The sequence below is a fragment of the Fictibacillus sp. B-59209 genome, assembly GCF_036216745.1.
Taxonomy (GTDB): domain Bacteria; phylum Bacillota; class Bacilli; order Bacillales; family Fictibacillaceae; genus Fictibacillus_C; species Fictibacillus_C marinisediminis.
This window is the reverse complement of the sequence record NZ_JARMMC010000018.1, coordinates 533,083-556,468: the sequence shown is the minus strand read 5'-3', so window position 1 is coordinate 556,468 and position 23,386 is coordinate 533,083. Positions and strand designations below refer to the sequence as shown.

The window sequence follows — 23,386 nt, the reverse complement described above, 5'->3', positions numbered from 1 at the left end:
AAGCCGTTTTTCGGCTTTCTTTTGCTATAGAGCGATCGTATTTTAGCAGGATTAAAGACCGATACATAACAGCCGATATAGAAAGAGAGGCACATGACAACACAAGAATGATGTAACTAATCTTAAACGGATTCGTCTAACTCTATGAGGTGATAAAATTGAAAAATAAAATATGGATTGCCGGGCTGTGTGCAGGGACTCTTGTTTTCGGAGCTGCCGGCTGCAGTTCTGAAACAACAAAAAAAGATGAAGCGGCCCCATCAGAAATACAAAAAGAAAATAAGAATAATGAACAATCAGACAAACCAGCTGATACAAAAGCGCAAATGATTACCGATGAGGGAATCTATACAAAGAAAATGGATGATCAAACGATTGAAATAAAAACAGCTTCCAACGGGACTCTCCTCCTGCAGCTGACAGATGCATCCAAGGAGGCTATTAAAACAATAAAAACGGGTTCTACCGTTTCCATATCTTTTCAAGCAGAAAATCATCAATACACAGCCGAGACCATTAAATTGATTAAGGCTCCAATAGCTCAGCCATCTAAGCCAAAGCCTAGGCCTGAGCAAACCGTTCTTCCGAAAACAAAAACACTTATTGTGAACGTTGAAGGAGAACAAGATAAACGAACTGCCAAATTGGCTGAAAGTGACCAAGGATATTACTTCTACAAATTTGATCATTTTGATTTTACAGCAGAGGAGCCGGGCCGGGACCTATTATACTCTCAGATGGATGAAGAATATTTTGTAAGGATCGAGCCTCTTGACGATGCTGCCAGTTTAGCAGACATTAAATCATTGGGAATAAAAGAGTTAGAAGAGATAGGGAAACCAGATGAGGTAAAGGGATCTGACGTAGACAGCGGAGCGTTCGGCAGGGCGAAACTCGTACTAAAGACAGCTTCCGATGAACTCATCAAGTATATCATCGTCCAGGAAACAGACGGACATCTAGTGAAATACACCGTTCACTTGCCTGTCCGTGAACCAATTGAAGGAATCGAGCCGTCGTTCTGGTCAATGCTTGGTTCTCTGGCGTTTAAAAAGTAAGATAAAGGAAGAAAGAAAGAGCATGAATCATGCTCTTTTTTTATTTTTAAAGCTCTGTTACTTTCATTTGTTTCACAAATCAGCCGGCTCTTATCATCGCCGGCCATCCCCCCTTATTATTGGAGAAAAAGACTTGAGGGTCTCTTTTAAGCAGTATGCGATGTCAAATATGATAGAAAATCAACAATATGCTTTAACTAAGCCATTTAAAAAAAAGTACAAGTTTGTTGAAAAGGTGTCCAATGTTTTGTTTTGAGCATATAGTGTTTATTATCATTAAAAAAGTTTCCTTGAGGAAAAAGGAGGAAAAGCATGAACTGGAGCAGCAGGATGTCCTTGAAGAAGGTTGAACATTATACCCGTTTTTTGCACCGATTAGGTGTATTTAATGAGGGGGAAAAGAAAGAAATTCTGGATAAAATCCATCAATATAAACAGAGAAAAACGGTTTAATTCGTCTTCCTTAGACAGACACAAACGGAGGGCTGCCGGAATAGTTTGTTAGAAAGGGTAGAGAGGGGAAATCCCGTATGCGTCAATGGATGTTTCAATTCTTTCTGGCTCTTCTGGCGATCACCTGTTTTGCTGTCTATTATTTTGTTACGCATGCCAGCTATTATTTCTACATTATTTCTATAGCCAGCAGTATTCTTTTGACATTGCTGAGCTATAGGCAAGTAAATGAAGATTCTGACTGAAGATGCATATTTTGTAAAAAAAATGAAGGGAAATAGGGAATTCTGAAGAATTATCTATATATTACCGGAGAGGGGGCAATACATGAATGATAGAACATTTGATCATTAATTTATTGGTCATCCTCGTTCCGATAATTTGCCTGCAATTTGTTTTATTCGAGAAAAACACCACAGTAAACCGGACTAGAGCATCGTTTCTGTTCCAAGTTATTAATGCAGGTGTTGTTCTCGTTTGTATGACATTCCCTGTTTCTTTTTCGGAAGGTGTTTTTTTCGATCTTCGTTACGTCCCGCTGTTCATCAGCTTTCTATATGGAGGAATCGTACCAGGATGCCTTACAGCTGTTCTTTTGATAGGGTATCGGTTGTTCCTGGGAGGCGAGGGTATGATCATTGCAGTCCTCTTCACCTTGGCAGCCGGGCTTATAACGAGCAGTCAGTATCAAACGTATCATCTGCTTCCGATCAAGAAAAAATTAAAGAAAATTACAGACATTACATTGGGAATTACACTTTCCAAGCTGCTTTTTCTCATGCTTTACTTGGCATTATTCCATTCGTTGAGCTGGGATATGAAGAAGGCTATGATTTATGCATTTTATCCTTTACTTCAAACAGCGGCACTTATTGTTGTCATTTCCTTGATTGAAAATATCCGTTATGCACTAAATTTTCGGCTGCAGCAATCTGAAATGCTTCATTCTGTAGGGCAGCTCGCAGCCTCTGTAACCCATGAAGTCCGTAATCCCATGGCTGTTGCGCGCGGCTTTATGCAGATTTTCCAAAACGAAAAATACATACCTGAAGATAAAAAGATTTTCTTAACGATGATGATTGAAGAAATTGACAGGGCACAAATGATTATCTCTGATTATTTGTCACTCGTTAAGACCAACTCTTCAAGGATTGAGCGGTTGAATGTTTCCGAATTAATATCCTCGTTAAGAAGTGTCATGTTTCCATATGCTCTGTTAAAGGGTGTAGATCTTGTTCAAAAACCTGGGGATGTTATTCATGTGGTGGGAGATCCCGTAAAAATAAAACAAATTTTGATGAACATTATTAAAAATGGGATTGAAGCAACTCCGGAAGGGGGAACGGTAACGCTATCCGCTTTTATAGAGGACAAAGAAGTGATTATCAATATATCAGATACAGGGATTGGCATGGGAAGGGAACAGTTGAAAATGCTTGGGAATCCATTCTTTTCTACCAAAACAAGCGGGACAGGTTTAGGATTGATGGCAAGTTACCGAATGGCAGCTGAAATGAACGGAAGGATTGAGGCTGCCAGCGAAATCGGTAAAGGGACTCATTTTAAAATTTTTTTTCCAAAATAAAAAGGACTGGCTAACAAGCCAGTCCCTCAATTTAAGTTGATTATCTTTTTACAACGTTGGCAGCCTGTGGTCCACGTGCACCATCAACGATTTCAAATTCAACTTCCTGGCCTTCATCTAATGATTTGAAGCCATCGGATTGAATTGCTGAGAAATGGACAAATACGTCGTCTCCACCTTCAACTTCGATAAAACCAAAACCTTTTTCTGCGTTAAACCATTTTACTTTACCTGTTTGCATTACTATGCCTCCTAAAACTTTGCACGGTGTGCTTTTTTTACCATAGAACCTTTCAAACATTTACTTACAGCACATAAATATGTAATCAAAGTCTAAATGGTTGGAACTACTATATCATAGAAAAATATCATAGGCAAGTTGTTTTGTCAGAAAAATTAAAAAGCCTTTACTCCTCTGAAGGATGATGATCTTCCGATGGACGGGAAAGAGGGTGAGAAGGTTGTACGGCTACTTTTCCTGTAGCTTTTACGATTTCGTTCAATATGTTTATTCTTGATTGATCATTAAAATTTTGTGCTTTTACGTAAGCATAGCCATTTTCATTGGAAACATATCTCGGGGGAAGCTGATTCAGTGTAATGGCATAAACATCGGTCTTGCATAGATCACATTTACATGGGAGTTCGAGCTGCTTCCAATAATAATTTAACGCTTCTTCAACAAGAATTTCCATCGCGTTTCTGACTTTCATGGCTTTATTTACCCCTTTAATAAGATAGAACTAGAATAGCTTATTTTTACTACATCTGTAAATTAATTAGTTAAAGGATGATTCCTTTTACCTAAATTTACAAATAATATATTATTTTCTGAAAATTGGATTGAAATCATATATGATTTTCGATTATCATAAATTTATGGAAAATAACAACAAAATCAGCAAACAGCAGTATGCCTATAAGGTCATTAAGTCACGTATTCTGGATGGACGTTATCCGCCGGGTTACAGGATTGTGATCGACCAGCTGGCAAGAGAACTGCAGACAAGTGCCATCCCAGTTCGTGAAGCCATTCGTAATCTGGAGACTGACGGGCTCATTCATTTTAAACCCTACAGCGGCGCTGTTGTCACCCCCTTCAATGAAAAAGAGTACCTGGAAACGCTGTCTGTCCTGGCTGTTTTAGAAGGCCATGCTACTGCAATTTCAGCACAGCATTTCCCCCGCCACAAGATTACCGACCTCATTGCGATCAACAACCGGATGAAAGAGTCATTGGATGAATTTGATTTTCTCATGTTCGGAAACTTCAACCGGGAATTCCACAGCTTAACCTACCAATACTGCGATAACCACTTCTTAGTTGAAAACATCAAATCCATCTGGAACAGGCTCGACCGTGTAAGAAAGATGGGGGCGGCCACCAAGCCCTCTAGAGCAAAAAAATCCATCGAAGAACATGAAAAGATTATTGAGATGCTTTTTAACCGTCATTCTTTTTCAGAAATCGAAGCCTATGTCCGGACCCACAAATTAAACACCGTCCAGTCATTTTTGGAAGAAAAAAAGGGTGAGGAAGAATTACGGAATTATCCATAAGGAGGAGAAAAACAGAAAGGTTGGCACTAAGCACTGCTGGTGTTCGGGCTTCAGTGTCTATGAGCACTTAACCGGAAACTTCAGCTACTTACAAAGGAGAGATGATAATTTTGAAAACTGGTCAATTTGATGAGATAAAAAGCAGGTTGAAAGGGTCTGTTGCTCCTATTATTACGCCTTTTCAAGAGGATGACAGCCTTGATTTGGAAACTCTTCGTGATTTGATCAACTGGCATATTGAAAGCGGGAGCCATGGAATTTCGGTTACGGGCACAACAGGAGAACCGAGCTCATTGACGCTGCAGGAAAGAGAGCAAGTGATGGAAACGACGATCCAGTCTGTTGCCGGGAGGGTGCCAGTCGTTCCGGGAACAGGGTCAACCAATCATCAGGAAACAATGCATCTGACTAAGAGAGCCCAGGAAATGGGAGCAGATGCCGCGATGGTTATTGTTCCTTATTATAACAAGCCCTCACAGCATGCCTTATATAATCACTTTAAAGCTGTTGCACAATCTGTTGATATCCCATTGATCGTTTACAACATTCCAGGAAGAACAGGTGTGAATCTGGAAGTTAAAACACTCGCCAGGCTGAAAGAGGACTGCCCGAACATCATCGGAGTGAAAGAGTCGAACAAGGATTTTGAACATGTGAACCGTGTTCTTCTGAATTGTGGAAGAGACTTCCTGCTGTTCTCCGGGATTGAGCTGCTCTGCTATCCAATGCTTGCGATCGGCGGAAAAGGCTATATCAGCGCAACAGCAAATGTTCTGCCAGGGAAAGTTGCAGAAGTGTATAATGCCTGGGAAGCTGGCAACATTGAAGAAGCCATGCAGCTTCATTATGAATTGATGCCGCTGAATGATGTGCTGTTCAGGGATACCAATCCGGCACCATTAAAGGCGGCATTGGGAATGATGGGTAAAATTAAGCCAAGGCTGAGACTTCCGATGGATCTGCCGTCTGACAGCATTCAAGAAGAAATTCGTACGGTGTTAAACAGTTATGGTCTATTGAATAAAGTTGGGAGTGAGATGCAATGAAACACGCACGTATCATATTCGAGGGCAGAGAGCGGACTGCCACGGTGAAGGATGACCAGCTATTGCTTAGCTGCGGACGGACCATCTCCATGGATGAAGCAGAGGCTTGGCTTCCTCCGCTCAAGCCAAATAAGATGATTGGCTTGGCATTAAACTATGCTGATCATGCGGAAGAACTCGGCTTGGATAAACCCGCTGAACCTGTTCTCTTTATTAAGCCGAACAGTTCTCTTGTCGGACATAAAGCACCGGTATATTATCCGGATGGCGCTACCTATATGCATTATGAAAATGAACTGGCTGTGGTCATCGGCAGGGAAGGCAGAAATATTAAAGCAAAGGACGCGATGGAATTTGTAAGCGGTTACACCATTGCGAACGATGTAACGGTTCGGGATTTCGTAAACAACATGTACCGTCCGCCAGTTCGGGCAAAAGGACATGACACCTTCGGACCGCTTGGGCCATATTTTGTTGATGCGGCGGATATCCCCGATCCTAACAATCTCGAACTAAGAACCTATGTAAACGGTGAACTGAGACAGCAGGGCAACACAAAGAATTTGATCTATACCATATCTGAGCTGATCGAGTTCATTTCTTCCTTTATGACCCTTGAAGTGAATGACATCATCTGGACAGGGACTCCAAAGGGGATTTCTCACATTCATCCAGGTGATTCAGTACGGCTTGAAATCGATTATATCGGAAGTTTGGAAAATAAAATTCTTGATGGCCGCAATACTGGTACCGCGGCAGGAGGGATGAAGCATGAGCAGCAGCTATGAAAAAACCGTCCTTCATTATATAAATGGTGAGTTTGTACCTTCAGCATCAGGAGAAACGTTTACAAATATCAATCCTTTTACAAATGAGGCGATTAATCCCGTAGCAGAAGGAACAAAAACAGAAATCGACTCGGCCGTTAAATCGGCGAAGGAGGCCTTCAAAACAGGAACCTGGGGAAAAATGAAGCTCAGTGATAGGCTGAAACACATTCATAGGATCGCGGACCTCATCGACCGGGATATTGAGCAGGTGGCACATCTGGAGTCCCTGGATACCGGCCTTCCGATCTCACAGACAAAGAAAATGGTTGCAAGAGCTGCGGACAACTTCCGTTTTTATGCCGAGATGGTAAAGAACAGAATGGTCGGTGAAGCCTACCATGTGGACGATGAATTCATCAATTACACCATCCAGAAACCTGTAGGTGTAGCAGGCTTAATCACCCCTTGGAACGCACCGTTCATGCTTGAAACATGGAAAGTTGCCCCGGCTCTTGCTACGGGGAACACGGTTGTACTCAAGCCCGCTGAATGGTCGCCGCTGACGGCCAACAAGCTTGGAGAGATCATTCATGAGGCAGGCCTTCCAGAAGGTGTGTTTAATATTGTTCATGGGTTTGGCGAGACTGCCGGTGCAGCATTGGTCGCACATCAGGATGTACAGCTGATCTCGTTTACCGGTGAGACGAAGACAGGTTCGGAAATTATGCGGAACGGAGCAGATTCTCTTAAACGGTTCTCCATGGAGCTTGGCGGAAAATCACCAATCATTGTGTTTGACGACTGTGACGTTGAACGTGCCCTTGATGCGTGTGTATGGGGGATCTTCTCTTTCAATGGTGAGAGGTGCACGGCGAACTCCAGACTGTTTGTTCAGGAATCAATAAGTGAAACCTTTATCAGCGCTTTAAAGAAAAGAGTTCTCAACATTATTGTTGGCGATCCTTCCCATGCAGATACCGAAGTAGGCCCTCTTATTCATAAGGATCATTATGAAAATGTAAAACGCTATCTGAAAATTGCTGAGGATGAAGGCAGTGAGGTATTTGCTGCTGAAGTGCCAAAGCATCTTTCCAAAGGCAACTTTATTCCGCCGACCCTCCTGTTGAATGTGAAGAATGACATGACGGTGGCACAGGAAGAAATATTCGGTCCGGTCTTAACGGTGATGACCTTTCAGACAGAAGAAGAAGTGGTCGAGATGGCCAATGATGTGAAATATGGTCTTGCCGGCTATGTATGGACGAACGATATGAAAAAAGGCCATCGTGTCGCTGGTGCCGTTGACGCTGGAATGCTGTGGGTGAACTCACAGAATGTTCGTGATTTGCGAATCCCATTTGGAGGTTCTAAATCATCCGGCATTGGAAGAGAAGGCGGGCATTATGCTTTTGAATTTTACACAGAAATGAAAGTCGTTCATGTGGCCGTCGGTGATCACCATATTCAGCAGTTCGGAAAAAAGAACATAGCTGCTTCAGCGAATACCAACGCCTGAGACCAGAATGCTAGCAAGCTACTAATATCCGGGAGGGAATGACATTGCCTGCACGCACGGGAGAACAATATATCAACGGTTTAAAAACGGCAAACAACAACGTTTGGATTCATGGAAAACGAGTAACAGATGTAACAGAACATCCTGCCTTAAGGAACGTGGTACGTTCGATTGCCAATCTATTCGATCTCCAGCATGAAAAAGCGGATAAAATGCTCTACACCTCAGATACAACAGGAGATAAAGTCGGTTTATCTTTTATCGCCCCTAAAACCAAGGACGATTTAATCGCGCGCCGTGAAATGTTTACAGAATGGGCGCGGTACACGGGCGGAATGATGGGGCGCACACCAGATTACTTGAATACGAGTGTCATGGCGTTTGGTACAGCAGATTCGTTTTTTGCTCAGGGAGACCCGATGTTTGCGGAGAACGCCAGAAACTATTATCACTATTGCCGTGAAAACGATATTAGCCTCACACATACGCTCATCCATCCGCAGACTAACCGTTCGAAAAAACAATCAGAACAAAAGGATCCTTTTCTGTCTGCAAGAATCGTAGAAAAGAACAAAGAGGGAATCGTGATAAAAGGGGCGCGTCTGTTAGCCACGCTGGGCGGTGTGACGGACGAGATCGTCGTGTTCCCTTCTACCCTGAACAAAGCGGCATCTGAGGATGATCCATACGCAATGGCTTTCGCGATTCCCAACAACACAGAAGGCTTGAAGTTCCTGTGCCGTGAATCATTTGACCAAGGAAGAAACCAGTGGGATCACCCATTGAGTTCAAGATTTGAAGAGAGCGATGCGATCGTTGTGTTTGATAACGTGCTTGTTCCGTGGGACCGTGTGTTTGTCGGGGGAAGCTCTGACATCTGTAATCGTACGTACGTGGAAACAAATGCGATCGTGCATATGGCCCATCAGGTAGTAGCTAAAAATACGGTAAAAACGGAATTCGTTCTCGGCATCATCTTAAGCATTATGGATGCGATCGGCATCGATGTGTTTCCGCACGTAAAAGAAAAAGCGTCAGAGGTCATGCTCATTCTTGAAACGATGCAATCTCATCTGTTCCGTGCTGAACAAAATGCATCCCTTGATGCCTATGGAAACATGACCCCGGATTTCGCTCCGCTCAATGCAGCTCGAAACTGGTTCCCTAAAATGTATCAGCGGATGGTGGAAATCGTACGAATCTTAGGGGCCTCGGGCTTAATGGGGATACCGACAGAGTCTGACTTTGAAGCGGAAGACATCGGGGAACTCGTACACCGCTACACACAGGGAGCGAACATCAATGGCTATGAAAGGGTACAGCTTTTCAGGCTTGCATGGGATGTTTGCATGAGCTCCTTTGGCGGCAGGCAGGCGCTTTACGAATATTATTTCTTTGGCGATCCCGCACGCATGTCCAACATTTATTATGATGGCTTCAACAAGGAACCGTACAAACAAATGGTCCAGGAATTCTTGAGCCGTGTGAAAACCGCCGACCACAACTATGCTCGTATTTAAGGAGGTGCTTTATGGACTTTAATATCATTCGAGTGGCCCGGATAGTCATGAACGTGACCGACTTGAACGCTTCCCGAGATTTCTATGTCAATGCGTTAGGCTTTATTGAGACGGACAGCGACGGACAGCACATTTATTTAAGGGGCCTGGAAGAACACTGTCATCATTGCCTCGTACTGAAGAAAGCGGATCAGCCAGGTGTCCATTCCATCGGCTATAAAGTTTGGCATGAAGAAGATCTTGAGAAGATTGAGAGACTTTTCAAAGGAAGAAATCTTTTTACGCAGTGGGAGGAGGAGGGTAAGCAAAGAGCGCTGGGCCGCGTTCTTAAGGCAACAGATCCTTCTGGTATGCCGCTTGAATTCTTTTCAAAAATGGAAACGGTGGAACGCTGCCTGCAAAAGTACGATCTATACAAGGGAGCACGTATCCAGAGGATTGACCATGTTAACTGCATGGTACCTGATGTGGAGAAGGCTGTCGCTTTTTATACTGATGAACTTGGCTTCCGCTGTTCAGAGTATACGGCTACAGAGGACGACAGAACATGGGCTGCCTGGCTCCATCGCAAACCATCTGTCCACGACATCGCCTTTATGAACGGAGAGGGGCCCCGTCTGCATCATATCGGTTTCTGGCTTTCTGATCCCATGAGCCTTATTCATTCTTGTGATGTGCTGGCAAGCATGGGATATGCCGATTGTATCGAGAGGGGACCTGGGCGCCATGGTTTATCGAACGCCTTTTTCCTCTATATTCGGGATCCTGATGGAAACCGGCTGGAACTATATAATGGAGACTATTTAACGTGCGACCCTGATTTTGAGCCGGTTAAATGGGATATTAATGACCCCCGGCGCCAGACGTTCTGGGGGCATAAGGCACCTGACAGCTGGTTTGAAGAAGCAACGGAATTTATTCAGCAGGAGAGCGGCTTGCCTGTCGGACAGTCTAAAGCTGTCCTTGCTCAGCAAAAACCTGATTTTGTGACATGATACAGCGTGGAAATAGAGAAGAGCTGTCATAAGAGTAGTTATCTTATGACAGTTTTTTTGAAATTTCTTGCTGTATCCGTTACTTACCAAACCAGTTTATGAGAAGATAAAATGGTACATAAAAATTCTCGGATGAAGAAGGGAGCACTTTCAAATGGCCAAACCGGAAATACCTGCTCAGCTTTCCACAGAACTTTTTGAATATCTGCAGGGGGAGAAACTTGTGCTGCTCGGTACGGTAGATGCAGAAACGAAGGCCCCAGGAATTTCTGCCATATCATGGGTAAAAAGCTGTGACGAAAAAAGAATCAGGTTTACAGTAACGAACAACTCGAGAATTGTGGCTAACATTAAGAAGAATCCACAGGTTGTCTTAACCATTGTCGGATTGGAGAGCGTGTATTCCATCAATGGGAAAGCTGCTGTTCTTGAGGAAAAAATGGAAGGTGTGCCACTAAAACTTGCCAAGATTGAAGTGGTGATCGATCATGTCTTTGAAAGTATGTTCTGGGGAGCAAAGATTGTTCAGGAACCGGAGTATGAAAAGACCACGAACGCGGAAAAGGCAAAAGAACTCGATCTGCAGGTATACGAAGCACTAATGAAATAAGATAGCAAAAAAACTATCCGTTCGTTCTGAAGTGACCCCAAAAAGCTGTCTAACTTTTTGGGGTCACTTCAGAATGGATGGTTTTTTTTGTTGCGTGTTTACTAGGACTAATTGAGTGAATATGGTAAACTAGGTGAAAAGTCTGTCTAATTTTGGCGATAATTTAGATGGGCATAATGAGATTAAATAAAGGCTGAAATGGAAACGATGATAGCTATATAGAAGGGAGACCGGGCTATGAATTGGAGTGAGTGGAAAACTTATCTTTCGCAGGAAAACATACTGCATTTTTTAGAGCAATACCGGGATTTAGGCTTCTTGCCCGGCGTGCTTCTCCCGCTGCTTGAGGCCATTATTCCCGTATTGCCGCTGTTCATTATCGTAGCTGGAAACGCTGCGGCCTACGGATTCTGGATGGGAGCCCTCTTTTCCTGGCTGGGCGCAGTAATCGGTTCGCTGATTGTGTTCTTTTTGGTACGGAAATTGGGCCAGCAAAGATTTCTTCATTTTATTACAAAGCATCATAAGATTGAAAAGCTGCTGGGATGGATGGAACGCCGTGGTTTCGGCACACTCTTCCTCATCTACTGTTTTCCATTTACGCCTTCTGCTTTGATCAATGTCATTGCCGGTTTGTCCCGGATCAACCAAAAGACATTCATTTTATCCGTATCTCTTGGGAAGCTCGTAATGATCGCCATCATCTCCTTCATCGGCTATGATTTTTTGGATGTGATAAAAAATCCATTGAAACTAGGGCTCACGGTATTTGGCATCTTAGTCCTCTGGCTTGGCGGAAAAGTTGTCGAATCGAGAATGAAACAAAGCCATCAGGCGTAAATCAACCATTGATTTGCGCCTTGCGCTGTTTTTAGCAAGTTTGCTGGGAACAAATAGATAAACAAAGAATATAGTAAGTTTACACCTTACTTATTTGCAGGATGGGAAAGGATACGCATGATTACTTATAAGTCAAAAAGAGATATTGAACAAATGCACAAAGCCGGACAGCTGCTGGCGAATTGCCATAAAGAGATCAAGAAACTCATCAAGCCGGGTATTTCAACACTTGAAATTGATGCTTTTGTGGAGAGGTTTCTTAAAGAACACGGAGCAACTCCTGAACAAAAAGGTTATCAGGGATATCCTTTTGCCACTTGTGCTTCTGTGAACGATGTCATCTGCCACGGATTTCCGAACAAGAAGAAACTGAAATCAGGAGACATCGTGACGATTGACATGGTCGTGAAATTAAACGGCTGGCTTGCTGATTCCGCGTGGTCGTATACTGTAGGGGAAGTATCTGAAATAGCGCGCCATCTGATGGAGGCCACCGAAAAATCACTTTATCTCGGCATTGAAAAAGCTGTGATTGGCAACCGGATCGGAGACATCTCTCATGCCATCCAGCAGTATGCAGAAGGAGAAGGGCTTTCAGTCGTCCGCGAGTTTATCGGACATGGGATCGGACGGGTGATGCATGAGGATCCTCAAGTGCCGCACGCCGGTACAAAAGGAACAGGCACCCTCTTAAAAGAAGGAATGGTCCTTACGATCGAGCCGATGCTGAACACAGGCAAACGCTATGTGAAAATAGATAATGACGGATGGACCGCCCGTACGTTTGATGGCTCGCTATCCACTCAATATGAGCATACGATTGCCATAACAAAAGAAGGTCCGCTCATTCTGACTGCTCAATAATATGCAATGTAAATAAAAAGATAAAAACACGAGGAACTGGCTGGAAAAGCACTGGTTCCTAGTGTTTTTTTATCTTATGAAACTTCAGTAAGTGAATATGTCCATCTGAGTCGGGAGATTTCATACTGTTGTATGCCTGAAAAGCATACACTCAGCTATTGCTTTGTTTAAGATGAAAATACCCGCGAAAATAGAGCATTTACACGCCGATACGAAGAAAATACCCGCCAAAACACCATTATGGTTAACTAGGCGGCTCTAAGCGGTCCACAAAAAAACTGATCCGCGAAAATTCACGGATCAGTTTTTTCTATTTTACTTATTCTCCATTTTTTTTCTCAGCTGCATCCACTGTATGTTTCAGCAGCATAGCGATAGTGACTGGACCGACACCGCCTGGAACAGGGGTGATGGCTCCGGCATTTTTCTCGCATTCTTCGTAATCAGCATCGCCAATGTTGCCCGGATTATAGCCGGCGTCCATGACAACGGCCCCTCGCTTGATCCAATCTCCTTGGATGAACTTAGGCTTTCCTACCGCCGCTACGACAATATCGGCCTGTTTTATGATCTCATCCAAATTTTGAGTGTAGGAATGACAGGTGGTTACGGTAGCGTTTCGGTTAAGGAGCAGCATGGAAACCGGTTTGCCGAGTATAGGGCTCCTGCCGACAACGACAGCGTGCTTGCCTTCAATCGAAATGTCATAGTAATCCATAATGGCCATAATGGCTGCAGGCGTACAGGATGGATAGCTGCCAAATCCGAACGAAGTCTGTCCAAATCCCCAGCTCGTTACGCCATCCACATCCTTTTCAATGTCGATCGCTTCAAACGCGGCTCTTTCATCAATATGGGAAGGTACAGGATGCTGAAGAAGGATGCCATGCACGTTCTCATCCTGATTCAATTCATGGATAGTGTTTAATAGATCTTCCGTGGTGATCTCTGCTGAAAGATGAATCCTTTTTGATAGGATCCCTAGCTTTTCACAAGCGTTGCCTTTCATTTTCACGTATGTAGCAGAAGAAGGGTCTTCTCCTACTAAAACAGTTGCCAGACACGGTGTGGTGCCTTGGCTGGTTAATGACGAAACTCTTTCTTTTAACTGTTCTTTAATTTCTGCTGCGACACGGGTGCCATCGAGTATTAGCTTGTTTTCCATCCAATTACCTCCTGAGAATAGAAAAAAGGCAAGGAATATACACAGTGATTCCTTACCTTTGCCCAGACGAACGGCTTTTTAGGTTAAAAAAATGCAGCTTCCTTGTGGTCAATTCCACACGTTCTCGTCAGTTGCTGCCCTCTTATTTCTTATGTTGCTTTCATTATACATCAAGTTTTCCCACAGATTCAATACAGCAGAACACGTTTTTAAAAATCAATGTTGCATTCGCAGTTTCTTGGAGATTCTTATATAATAAGAACGATATCAAGGGGGTGACATTCGTGTTCAAGGAAATGACGGAAAATCAGATCCTGCTTTTTGTTATAAAAAGTTTAAAAGAACTTCGAAAGAAAGAGTTCCAGGAATTAATGGACGAACTGCACCCATACGACATCGCGGAAGTCTATAAGACGCTGCCGGAGAAACACCGGCATAAATTTCTTACGTTCCTGACAACAAGGCAGCTTGCTTCTCTCATTCAGGAACTGGACAGCCATTTTCAGATCGAGATTCTTCATAAATTAGGAGTCGAACGATCATCCCATATCATGAATGAGATGGAAAACGATGACCTGGCGGACTTGCTAAGTAATTTCTCATTTGAAGAGATTCAGGATTTTCTAGCATCCATGAAGGCGGATGAATCCCGTACGGTCCAATCACTCATGCAATATCCTGCCGACACCGCTGGCGGGATTATGACCAATCGGTTCGTCTGGATCCCGCAGATGTTTACAGTTCGCGATGCGGTCGATAAACTGAAGACGTTCGCCGGATTTGCTGAAAATATTTATTATTTGTATGTCATCAATGAAGAAAAGCAGCTCGCCGGCGTCGTTTCCTATCGTGATCTGCTGCTTGGAGACCTCAACGACCGGATTGAAGACATCATGTTTACCCGGGTCATCTCTGTTGCTGCTGACATGGACCAGGAGGAAGTGGCCCGCACGATTGAAAAATACGATTTCATTGCTGTTCCGGTAGTGGACGATAATGATGTTTTGCTTGGAATCGTAACGGTAGACGATGTGCTTGATGTTTTGATCGAAGAAGCGAATGAGGATATTGAAAAGCTATCAGCTTCGGGAAAATCCATTGATTTTAACACCAGTGCCTTCGTTGCTTCTTACCGCCGGCTTCCGTGGCTGATCTTGCTCCTGTTCATCGGTATTATCTCCGGAAGTATTATTTCTGCTTTTGAGGATACGCTGTCAAAGGTCGTATCGCTCGCATTCTTCATGCCGATGATCGCTGGAATGACCGGAAATACGGGTACACAATCACTCGCTGTCGTGGTCCGTGGGCTTGTTTCCAATGACATCGATAAAAAGGTCGTCTGGCGCCTCATCCTCCGTGAATTTGGAGTCGGGCTGATCATTGGCACTACCTGCGGAATTCTTATCGCACTCGTTGCTTTTTTCTGGCAGGGAAATGCCATTTTGGGATTGGTGGTTGGAAGCTCGCTGTTTTTGACTCTTATTATTGGAACCCTTGCAGGAACGCTGATTCCGCTTCTTTTATATCGTTTTAACGTCGACCCAGCCGTCGCTTCAGGGCCGCTGATTACAACACTCAACGATATTTTTTCATTGCTTGTCTATTTTGGGACTGCGTCGATCTTTATTTCTCATCTAATATGAAACAAAACCCGCCGCCCTCGGCGGGTTTTTACTCTGCTTTATCTGGTTTCAACAATAATGGAAGTGTCGTATACGTGTCAATGTAGGAAGGAGAGATTAGATGAATCATGTCATACTGTACTGCCACCCATCTAAAGAAAGTTTCAACATGGCTTTGCTGGAGACTTATACAGAGGAATTAAAGAGGAGCGGGCACACAGTGGCTGTCAGAAATCTGTATTCTTCTGGATTTCAGCCGGTTCTGACACAGGAGGAATATGAACAGTCCCTGGCTTATATGTACAGCACTGATATAAAAAAAGAACAGGAGCTGCTTACCTGGTGTGACTGCCTTACGCTCATCTATCCGGTCTGGTGGGGAGGCATGCCTGCGTTGCTAAAAGGGTATATCGACAGGGTATTCAGCTATGGATTTGCTTATGAACTGGATGGAGAAGAACCCATTCCGCAGTTAAAAGGAAAATCTGCAGTTTCAATCTGCACGACTGGAACGCCTTCTGAGATCTACGAAAAGAACGGTATGCATTATGCAATGAATCTCGCGCGGGATCATAGTATTTTTGAATTTTGCGGAATGGAGGTCAAGCGATCCATCTATTTTGGCAACGTAATCCAGTCTCCCGAATCAGAGAGAGAAAGAATGCTGCAATGCGTTCGAAGCCTAGGTTCGTCTTTCTAAAGGTGCGGAAAAGAATTTGAATTTAAAATCTCTGCACTGAAAAAGGCAAAAACACTTGTTGGTTAAGTGTTTTTGCCATTTCTAAGACTAAATCATTCGGTTTAAATAGTCTATCATTCTTTCCATTTCCTCATCAGAGAGCCCGGAGAACTTTTCTCTGAAATAGCCCCGGCGGATGGAAGCCAGTTTTTCTGCAACAGAATGGCCTTTTTCTGTTATTTTAACGTATACGATTCTTCGGTCAGTAACCGAACGTTCTCTTGTGATCATACCTTTTTTTATTAGACGGTCTGTTACTCCGGTAATGTGGCTTGAAGACACCTTCATTTCTGCTGCCAGTTCAGATGCAGTAAGGAAATCTTTATCTTTTAACAGATTCAGTACTCCGAACTCATTGGAGGGGACATCATCAGAAAAAAGGTCATTGATGTCTTTCCTGAATGTCCGAAAGACGGTTTGGAAGCTGGTTTCGAGCTCTGCAATAGATTCCGTGCGTTTATCACTCATATCATTCACCTATTCTACGTTTAGTTCAATATTGACGCTTCTATTAAATATAGTATACTGTGGCGGCCATTTACTCAAACATTTATCTGTTATTGACACAAATTTTCCTGTTTTGGAACTTCTTTTCTCGTTTCCAATATGGTACCCTCGAAGTGGAAATGAAATAAGAATGAGGTTGGAAGATGAAAAACAGTACATTATGGTTTTTGCTGCTTGGAATTGGTTTTCTCGCAGGAATCATCTACTGGGTGTGGGTGTTCGCAGCGAATTAAGGCGGAGGAGTTGTCTGTAAAGGCAGCTCCTTTTGTTTTTTTTTGCCTACTTATAGGTAAAAAGGAAATGAGGGATAGGTTTGATCGGGAATCGTTACAGTATCACTTCTATGCTGATTGATAAAAAGTGGAGGCACAGGCCTGGCGGCAACAGAATACCGAGGTACGCGATTGCCCATGATACTGGAAATGAAGGCTCCACTGCCCTGCAAAATTTCAACTATTTTAACAGCAGGCATTTAGCTGCTTCTGCTCATGTATTTATTGATGATCAGGACATCCTGATCATCATCCCGCTGCGCGAGAAAGCCTGGCATGTCAGAAGACAGGTGTCTGATGCGAACGACTGGGCTATAGGAGTGGAGTTGTGCTACGGCGGAAAGATTTCATGGGTAGAAGCATACAAACGATATGTCTGGTTTTTTTCCTGGCTGTGCCAAACCTATGAATGGAATCCCACTCTGCATATTAAAGGACATTTTCAGCTGGATCCCGGCAGGCGGAAAGACCCTGTGAACGCGTTAAAAAGGAACGGGAAGAGTTTTGAAGATTTTCTTCAGGATGTAAAAGATCAATTGGAAAGCATAAAAAGTAAAGGAGAAGGCGTGCATCGGGTTAACGAAAAAAAGCATGACAGGCTCTATCGTGTCCAAATTGGCTGTTTTAAACAAAAAGGGAATGCAGAAGAGGCAGCACGGAAAGCCATAAAAGCAGGATTTGATGCGATTATTCATGTGGATGAATCTTCATAAAATGGCGCGCTGCCTATTGCAATACAAAATTTAAAAATGGTATAATTGGAACAAATATACTTTTGGATCAAAGGAGGGGTAGGAATGCTGAATGGTGTACGTTGTATGGTGGATTGGCTGACGGTTGAAGTACGCTCTATTACACATGTAATAGCTGTCAACGGGAGAAGTCTGTCCAAATTTCATACAACATTAGTGCATCAGTAAGTTTTCCATACCCATTCCTCATCAACGGATCAACCATGGGCAGGTATGCTTGCCCATGGTTTTTTGTGTTTTAATTTATTTGAAGAATGGGTAACCACCAAATTTGAGGAGTGTTTACCTATGATTATTTGTTCCGCGAACGGACTCACAAAAAGCTTCGGAGGACATACCGTATTTAATAATTTATCTCTGGAAATCCATAGCACAGACCGGATAGGCCTGATCGGGCGTAACGGAACCGGAAAAAGTACATTATTTAAACTGCTTGCGGGTACAGAGCATCCGGACGAAGGAAGTGTTCATCTCAAGAAAGGATCGGTGGCAGGCTATTTGGAGCAGGTGCCGGTCCGATCGGATAATGCCTCGATTTATGAGGTGTTTATGCAGTCCTTTTCTGAACTTCATGAAATTCAAGAAAAAATACATGCTCTGACTGCAAAAATGAGTGAGACTCCAAACGAAAAACAGCTGGATAAATGGCTGAATCAGCTATATGGTTTGCAGGAGACATATGAAGAAATGGGGGGGTATTCCATCGAATCCAAGATTAACGGAATCGTAAAAGGCCTCGGTCTTGAAGCTGTAAAAGACCAGCCCTTCTCTTCCATCAGCGGAGGCGAAAAGACAAAGGCAGGGCTCGGATGCCTGCTTCTGAAGGAGCCGGATCTGCTTTTGCTTGATGAACCGACCAACCATCTTGATTTAAGTACGATGGAATGGCTTGAAGACTATTTGCTGAAATACAAGGGGGCTGTCGTCATCATCTCCCATGACCGCTATTTCCTGGATCGTACCGTGAACAAAATTTATGATCTGGAAGACGGAGAAGTGATCCTCTATCACGGGAATTACAGTGCTTTTTCAGCTGAAAAAGAAAAACGCCTGCTTGCTGAATTTGCTCAGTATCAAGAACAGCAAAAACGAATAAAAAAAATGCAGGAGGCCATTAAGCGTCTGCGCGACTGGGCGATCAGGGGTGACAATGGCGATCTTCACAGACGGGCCCGCAGCATGGAACGGGCTATAGAAAGGATGCAGAAAATCAAACGTCCGTTACTTAACCGCAGAAAGACAGAAATCTCGTTTCAGATGAAGGATCGAAGCGGAAAAGAAGTCCTTTCTATGCTGGATGTGACGGCAAGCTATCCTGGCAGGGAAATACTGAAACAAATTGATCTTTTTATCCGTTTTGGTGAAAAGGTTGCAATTGTAGGCAACAATGGGACAGGAAAGTCTACCTTGTTAAAAGCGATCTTAGGGGAGCAGGAAGTCACTGGTCTTATCGAGATTGGAAGATCCGTTAAACTTGGATACCTTTCCCAGACCGGACTGAACAGTCACCCGGATGAAACGGTATTGTCTGCTTTTCGTGAAGCTGTTCCTGTTGATGAAGGGGCAGCAAGGCATTTGCTTGCCAAGTTTTTATTTTATGGACAATCCGTGTTCAAGAAGGTGAGGGATTTAAGCGGAGGAGAGAATACCCGCCTTCGCTTTGCACAGCTCGTCCACCAGGATGTTAATCTGCTGCTGCTTGATGAGCCGACCAACCATCTGGATATTGATTCACGTGAAGTCCTGGAGGATGCTCTGGAAGAATATAACGGAACTGTCGTAGCTGTCTCGCATGACCGGTACTTCTTAAATAAGCTCTTCAACCGTGTGGCCTGGGTTCATGAAGGAGAGATCAAAGAATATTTAGGCACTTATGATGAGGCTCGTCGTCAAAGGTAGGAAATCGTTTATTGTAAGCCTTCTATAGTGTATGATGATAGGACAATATAAACGATATGAGGGGTAGACGATGGACAAGAACTTAAGAGCTCTGGGAGACTGCATTATTCAGCATAAAGTGGAACTTGCTGAGGCCGTAACGCAGAATCGGATAAAGAATGGGATCAATCCGCCGAATGACCAGCAAAAGCAGCTTTTAATCGATTGGCGCATCGAACTGTTTCAATTCATCGGTGAAGCATTATTCTCAAACCTCGAACAATCAGAAAAAAGATTTTTAGAATGGGGAAAAAAAGCGGGGAAACTGCGGTAGAAATCAATTTGTCCCTTGATACAGCCCTCGATTCTACACGGCTTTACCGGACAATCATCTGGGAATTCATTGGAAAAGAAGTGGAAAGAAATAATTACGATAACCATACAGTCATGAAGGCTATGACTATTATTGATCCATTATTGGATAAGGTGGTTTATTCTTTCAGTGTGGCCTATGTGGACTATAATAATCATCTGCTCGACTTGGCCAGAGAGGCACTTGAAGAGCTGTCTGTTCCTGTTGTCCGCCTTACGCAGACCGTCGGGGTCCTGCCTCTCGTCGGCCCCATTGATACCCACCGCTCGAAATTGATCATGGAGATCGCTCTTAATGAATGTATGGAGATGCAGATTGAGCACCTTTATATTGATTTATCAGGTGTTCCAATCATTGACACGATGGTCGCCCATAACCTTTTTCAAGTGATTACATCCTTAAAGCTTCTCGGTGTGGAGGTAACATTGACAGGCATGCGGCCAGAACTTGCTCAGACCGTTGTTGCTCTGGGAATTAGCTTTGAGGGATTTTCCATCGCAGGAAGCCTTCATCAGGCACTGGGACAGAAAGGATTATTGCAAAGCGTGTAATAATATTAGGGTTTATGCCTATCCTTACTAAGGGTAGGCATATTTTTCTAGTTGCATAAAGAACGTTTGTTCGCATATACTGTGAATAAATAAATGGTAAGGCGGTGGCTAAAATGAATCGATTGCTGATGCGTTGTGTGTCTGAACGTTCTCCCTTTATGATGATCTATCAGTCTGGCGGGCAGTTTACTAAGCGTTACGTTTTTCCGGTTTCATGTGAAGGAGAAACGTTAACCGCCTATTGCTGTCTTCGAAAACAAATCCGTACGTTTAAGCTGTCTAATATTTTGTCGGTTGCCGGAAAAACGGGTTGAACGGCGATCGGGAGGAACAAAAATGTTATATGGCGATGAAAGAGATCGTATACTAGTAGATAAATATATTATGTATCCTATGCTGCTCACCATCTTTAACCGTGATTTAAAAGTGATAGCCGTTTCTCCTTTCAAATTAAGGCAGCCGTATGTCACCCTCATCGAGAACGTGATGAATGCCATCAGTTTTGAATTAAGAGATGTGAAAAAAGAAATGATGGCCCGTAAAATTAAAGTAACGGATGGAAGGCCAGTAGATGACATCACAGAATATCAGATTTTTATCCGGGGATATCAGGAAGTCATGAGGTTCCCGAACGTCCATCTTCGAAATAAAGCAGAATTGCTGATGAAACATTTTCTTTTTGGTACGATGATAGAGCGCAAATAGCAAAGCTGTTCAAAGCTTTCGGCGAGAGACTTAGGAATCGGGCCAGGTGAATCATGAAAAAGTATACAGAGTTATCAGAGGAGTTAACACAAGAAGTAAAAATAATTAGCAGGAATCCCGGTGATCCTGTGGAAGTTCTGTTCGCTCCTCAACCGTGGGAGCTTCTGGGCTGCGGCAATTATGCTGCCGTTTTCGTCCATCCTGATTTCCCTGACCAAGTCGTTAAGATTTACGGCAGAAATCATGAAGACCTGCTTGAAGAGATATCTGTTTACCGGCAGCTGGGTGAGCACCCTGGATATTCACGCTGTTACGGATATGGAGAACGCCACTTGATCCTAAAGCGAATCGAAGGAATAACACTTTATGATTGCCTGCATAAAGGGGTGAAAATTTCCGAAAACGTGATTCGTGACGTGGATGAAGCACTGTGCTATGCTCGAAACCGCGGCCTTTTTCCCCGGGATGTTCACGGGAAAAATGTAATGATTTCTAATGGGCGGGGAATCATTGTGGATGTTTCAGATTTTTGCAAGAAAGAGGAATGCTATAAATGGAAAGATTTAAGAAAGGCTTATTATAAAATCTATCAGCCGTTCTTTTATAGATTCCCTCTTAGAGTTCCTTATCCGGTACTGAATGGTGTACGAGTCGGCTATCGATGGTACAAAAGATGGAAAACGAAAAAATAGGTCTAAGGTTCGTGTTTGATGTTGGTAAAAATAGGTTATATGGTATATAATTACTATATTGGATAAATAGAAGAGACCTTTGTCTCAGAGCAAACCATCTGAAAAGGTGGGACGCAAAGCCGCGGGCCTAATGTTTGTAAAAACTATGGCAGCCGGGTTGCCAAAGGGGAAAGAGCGATTTCCCTGCAGGGGAGATGGCTTTTTGTTATGTTCGGCCAAATACATCTTGTTCTAAAGCCGGTCACTTCTTAAATACTATATTGAATAGAGGGATCCAACCTATGCCAGAAACGGACATTGCCGACCTCAAAAGCCGTCTTTATAACCTTCATATCGAATCCATTCCCAGCATTATCGAGAGGCACCTTCTTCATCTGGAAAAGAATGAACTGTTTGTTCCCTTCCTGACCTATACAGATTCAGAATACCAGATGCATCTTAAATGGATGTTAACTGCCTTGATAAAAGGCATTTTTATACATAATGAAGAATTTAACTCCTGCATGGAACGAATTGAAGATCGGGGTTTCAAGCAGGGACATGATTTTGCCGGGCAAAGGGCTATCCCCCATCAGCTCCTTCCTCTTTTAGCAAAGAGTCTTAGGCAGGCGGGCAACAGTGTTATTCAGAACCTGATTAAGGAAGAAACAGCTGAAAACAAACTGTTTTTCCTGGAGAGATGGGGACATGCTGCCAATTCTTTAATGATCGGGGTTTTAAGCGGTTATTTTTCAAAGCAAGTAACCGATCTGAAAGAGCTGAGCATCAGAGACCCATTAACGAACCTATATAACAGGCGCTACTTTTATCATTGCCTGGAAACAGAGGTCCTGAAGGCAAAAAGGGGCCAATATCCACTGTCACTGATTATGATGGACATCAATGATTTTAAAGAGATCAATGACCAGTTCGGCCATCATATGGGAGACGAGCTGCTGCAGCAGATCGCTTTCTTTGCGGAAAAGCTGAAAATGGATCTCGGCTTTCGGTTTGGAGGTGACGAGTTTGTATTCTTGATTCCCGGCCATACTGAACAAACGGCCTATAAGCTGGCCGGCCAGATTGATCTGTATTTGCGTTCGTGGAATGAAAAGGTCTCGCTGGCCTATGGAACCATTTGCCTTCATGCGGATGCGGTTGACAATATTGATCATTACCTGCGTCTTGCGGATGAAAGAATGTACATGAATAAAAGAAACATAAAGCAATAATGAATAGAATGTTCAGTGCCTGCCTTGTTCCAGTTAAAGGCAGGCTTTTCTGCAGTCGTTATCATTCTTTTACATACTGTTTTATGAGATAATAGGTTTAAG

Annotated in this window: 28 protein-coding genes and 2 riboswitches; of the genes, 24 read left to right on the top strand and 4 right to left on the bottom strand. The window is 43.4% G+C overall.

What is annotated here, in order from left to right; all coding sequences use genetic code 11:
* Positions 1-158: 158 nt before the first annotated feature.
* The 4 genes from P4361_RS15660 (at position 159) to P4361_RS15645 (ending at position 3,096) form a co-directional block, all read left to right on the top strand.
* Positions 159-1,058 carry a hypothetical protein gene (locus P4361_RS15660; RefSeq protein ID WP_328089984.1) on the top strand — a complete coding sequence of 300 codons (900 nt, stop codon included), beginning with the start codon at positions 159-161 and terminating at the stop codon, positions 1,056-1,058.
* A gap of 312 nt (positions 1,059-1,370) precedes the next feature.
* Positions 1,371-1,511, top strand: a complete 141-nt coding sequence (locus P4361_RS15655; protein ID WP_156316224.1) for a hypothetical protein — start codon at positions 1,371-1,373, stop codon at positions 1,509-1,511.
* A gap of 77 nt (positions 1,512-1,588) precedes the next feature.
* Entirely contained in the window at positions 1,589-1,756 is a 168-nt protein-coding gene (locus P4361_RS15650; protein WP_156418809.1) for a hypothetical protein, read from the top strand.
* Positions 1,757-1,842: 86 nt separating this feature from the next.
* Positions 1,843-3,096: an ATP-binding protein gene (locus P4361_RS15645; protein ID WP_328089981.1), complete on the top strand. Its 1,254-nt coding sequence runs from the start codon at positions 1,843-1,845 to the stop codon at positions 3,094-3,096.
* 40 nt (positions 3,097-3,136) lie between these two features.
* On the opposite strand, the gene cspD is transcribed toward P4361_RS15645, so the two are convergent.
* Positions 3,137-3,337, bottom strand: coding sequence for a cold-shock protein CspD (cspD, locus tag P4361_RS15640; protein WP_053354844.1), 201 nt, complete (start codon positions 3,335-3,337; stop codon positions 3,137-3,139).
* 166 nt (positions 3,338-3,503) lie between these two features.
* Complete coding sequence (locus P4361_RS15635; RefSeq protein ID WP_053354843.1) at positions 3,504-3,809, bottom strand: late competence development ComFB family protein; 306 nt, start codon at positions 3,807-3,809, stop codon at positions 3,504-3,506.
* 142 nt (positions 3,810-3,951) lie between these two features.
* Between P4361_RS15635 and P4361_RS15630 the strand changes: the two genes are divergently transcribed.
* The 9 genes from P4361_RS15630 (at position 3,952) to map (ending at position 12,817) form a co-directional block, all read left to right on the top strand.
* Complete coding sequence (locus P4361_RS15630) at positions 3,952-4,656, top strand: GntR family transcriptional regulator (protein WP_369795752.1); 705 nt, start codon at positions 3,952-3,954, stop codon at positions 4,654-4,656.
* Positions 4,657-4,766: 110 nt separating this feature from the next.
* Positions 4,767-5,702 (top strand): 2,4-dihydroxyhept-2-ene-1,7-dioic acid aldolase, encoded by a 936-nt coding sequence (gene hpaI / locus P4361_RS15625; protein WP_254781518.1) that lies wholly within the window; start codon positions 4,767-4,769, stop codon positions 5,700-5,702.
* Positions 5,699-6,490 (top strand): fumarylacetoacetate hydrolase family protein, encoded by a 792-nt coding sequence (locus P4361_RS15620; protein WP_328089979.1) that lies wholly within the window; start codon positions 5,699-5,701, stop codon positions 6,488-6,490. Before hpaI ends, P4361_RS15620 begins: the two co-directional genes overlap by 4 nt.
* A complete protein-coding gene (gene hpaE / locus P4361_RS15615; RefSeq protein WP_328089978.1) occupies positions 6,474-7,988 on the top strand; it encodes a 5-carboxymethyl-2-hydroxymuconate semialdehyde dehydrogenase in 1,515 nt (504 codons plus the stop codon). Before P4361_RS15620 ends, hpaE begins: the two co-directional genes overlap by 17 nt.
* A gap of 44 nt (positions 7,989-8,032) precedes the next feature.
* Positions 8,033-9,508 (top strand): 4-hydroxyphenylacetate 3-monooxygenase, oxygenase component, encoded by a 1,476-nt coding sequence (hpaB, locus tag P4361_RS15610; RefSeq protein ID WP_062231248.1) that lies wholly within the window; start codon positions 8,033-8,035, stop codon positions 9,506-9,508.
* An 11-nt stretch (positions 9,509-9,519) separates the two neighbouring features.
* Positions 9,520-10,503 carry a 3,4-dihydroxyphenylacetate 2,3-dioxygenase gene (gene hpaD, locus P4361_RS15605; protein ID WP_328089975.1) on the top strand — a complete coding sequence of 328 codons (984 nt, stop codon included), beginning with the start codon at positions 9,520-9,522 and terminating at the stop codon, positions 10,501-10,503.
* 154 nt (positions 10,504-10,657) lie between these two features.
* A complete protein-coding gene (locus P4361_RS15600; protein WP_053354837.1) occupies positions 10,658-11,113 on the top strand; it encodes a pyridoxamine 5'-phosphate oxidase family protein in 456 nt (151 codons plus the stop codon).
* 237 nt (positions 11,114-11,350) lie between these two features.
* Positions 11,351-11,953, top strand: coding sequence for a TVP38/TMEM64 family protein (locus P4361_RS15595; RefSeq protein WP_328089974.1), 603 nt, complete (start codon positions 11,351-11,353; stop codon positions 11,951-11,953).
* A gap of 117 nt (positions 11,954-12,070) precedes the next feature.
* Entirely contained in the window at positions 12,071-12,817 is a 747-nt protein-coding gene (gene map, locus P4361_RS15590) for a type I methionyl aminopeptidase (RefSeq protein ID WP_328089972.1), read from the top strand.
* A gap of 319 nt (positions 12,818-13,136) precedes the next feature.
* Here the strand turns inward: map and P4361_RS15585 are convergent, their stop codons facing one another.
* The gene (locus P4361_RS15585; RefSeq protein WP_328089971.1) at positions 13,137-13,982 is read right to left on the bottom strand and encodes a bifunctional 5,10-methylenetetrahydrofolate dehydrogenase/5,10-methenyltetrahydrofolate cyclohydrolase; all 846 of its coding nucleotides are present in this window, start codon (positions 13,980-13,982) and stop codon (positions 13,137-13,139) included.
* A 53-nt stretch (positions 13,983-14,035) separates the two neighbouring features.
* A riboswitch (ZMP/ZTP riboswitch) is annotated at positions 14,036-14,127 on the bottom strand.
* A 139-nt stretch (positions 14,128-14,266) separates the two neighbouring features.
* Between P4361_RS15585 and mgtE the strand changes: the two genes are divergently transcribed.
* Positions 14,267-15,625, top strand: a complete 1,359-nt coding sequence (gene mgtE / locus P4361_RS15580; protein WP_328089970.1) for a magnesium transporter — start codon at positions 14,267-14,269, stop codon at positions 15,623-15,625.
* Positions 15,626-15,725: 100 nt separating this feature from the next.
* Positions 15,726-16,304 carry an NAD(P)H-dependent oxidoreductase gene (locus tag P4361_RS15575; RefSeq protein WP_053354833.1) on the top strand — a complete coding sequence of 193 codons (579 nt, stop codon included), beginning with the start codon at positions 15,726-15,728 and terminating at the stop codon, positions 16,302-16,304.
* An 87-nt stretch (positions 16,305-16,391) separates the two neighbouring features.
* Here the strand turns inward: P4361_RS15575 and P4361_RS15570 are convergent, their stop codons facing one another.
* Positions 16,392-16,811, bottom strand: a complete 420-nt coding sequence (locus P4361_RS15570; RefSeq protein ID WP_062231261.1) for a MarR family winged helix-turn-helix transcriptional regulator — start codon at positions 16,809-16,811, stop codon at positions 16,392-16,394.
* A gap of 352 nt (positions 16,812-17,163) precedes the next feature.
* Between P4361_RS15570 and P4361_RS15565 the strand changes: the two genes are divergently transcribed.
* The 9 genes from P4361_RS15565 (at position 17,164) to P4361_RS15525 (ending at position 23,284) form a co-directional block, all read left to right on the top strand.
* The gene (locus P4361_RS15565; RefSeq protein WP_328089969.1) at positions 17,164-17,835 is read left to right on the top strand and encodes an N-acetylmuramoyl-L-alanine amidase; all 672 of its coding nucleotides are present in this window, start codon (positions 17,164-17,166) and stop codon (positions 17,833-17,835) included.
* Between the two features lie 84 nt (positions 17,836-17,919).
* Entirely contained in the window at positions 17,920-18,042 is a 123-nt protein-coding gene (locus P4361_RS15560; protein ID WP_256225522.1) for a hypothetical protein, read from the top strand.
* Between the two features lie 120 nt (positions 18,043-18,162).
* Positions 18,163-19,773, top strand: a complete 1,611-nt coding sequence (gene abc-f / locus P4361_RS15555) for a ribosomal protection-like ABC-F family protein (protein WP_328089967.1) — start codon at positions 18,163-18,165, stop codon at positions 19,771-19,773.
* A gap of 70 nt (positions 19,774-19,843) precedes the next feature.
* A complete protein-coding gene (locus P4361_RS15550; RefSeq protein ID WP_328089965.1) occupies positions 19,844-20,086 on the top strand; it encodes a hypothetical protein in 243 nt (80 codons plus the stop codon).
* Positions 20,056-20,676 carry an STAS domain-containing protein gene (locus tag P4361_RS15545; RefSeq protein WP_328089964.1) on the top strand — a complete coding sequence of 207 codons (621 nt, stop codon included), beginning with the start codon at positions 20,056-20,058 and terminating at the stop codon, positions 20,674-20,676. Before P4361_RS15550 ends, P4361_RS15545 begins: the two co-directional genes overlap by 31 nt.
* Positions 20,677-20,789: 113 nt before the next feature.
* Positions 20,790-20,990 (top strand): hypothetical protein, encoded by a 201-nt coding sequence (locus tag P4361_RS15540; protein ID WP_328089962.1) that lies wholly within the window; start codon positions 20,790-20,792, stop codon positions 20,988-20,990.
* A gap of 22 nt (positions 20,991-21,012) precedes the next feature.
* Positions 21,013-21,381, top strand: a complete 369-nt coding sequence (locus tag P4361_RS15535; RefSeq protein WP_053354828.1) for a hypothetical protein — start codon at positions 21,013-21,015, stop codon at positions 21,379-21,381.
* Positions 21,382-21,434: 53 nt separating this feature from the next.
* Positions 21,435-22,073: a hypothetical protein gene (locus P4361_RS15530; protein ID WP_062231270.1), complete on the top strand. Its 639-nt coding sequence runs from the start codon at positions 21,435-21,437 to the stop codon at positions 22,071-22,073.
* A 78-nt stretch (positions 22,074-22,151) separates the two neighbouring features.
* Positions 22,152-22,238: riboswitch (cyclic di-GMP riboswitch) on the top strand.
* A gap of 116 nt (positions 22,239-22,354) precedes the next feature.
* Positions 22,355-23,284: a GGDEF domain-containing protein gene (locus P4361_RS15525; RefSeq protein WP_256225525.1), complete on the top strand. Its 930-nt coding sequence runs from the start codon at positions 22,355-22,357 to the stop codon at positions 23,282-23,284.
* Positions 23,285-23,386: the final 102 nt, after the last annotated feature.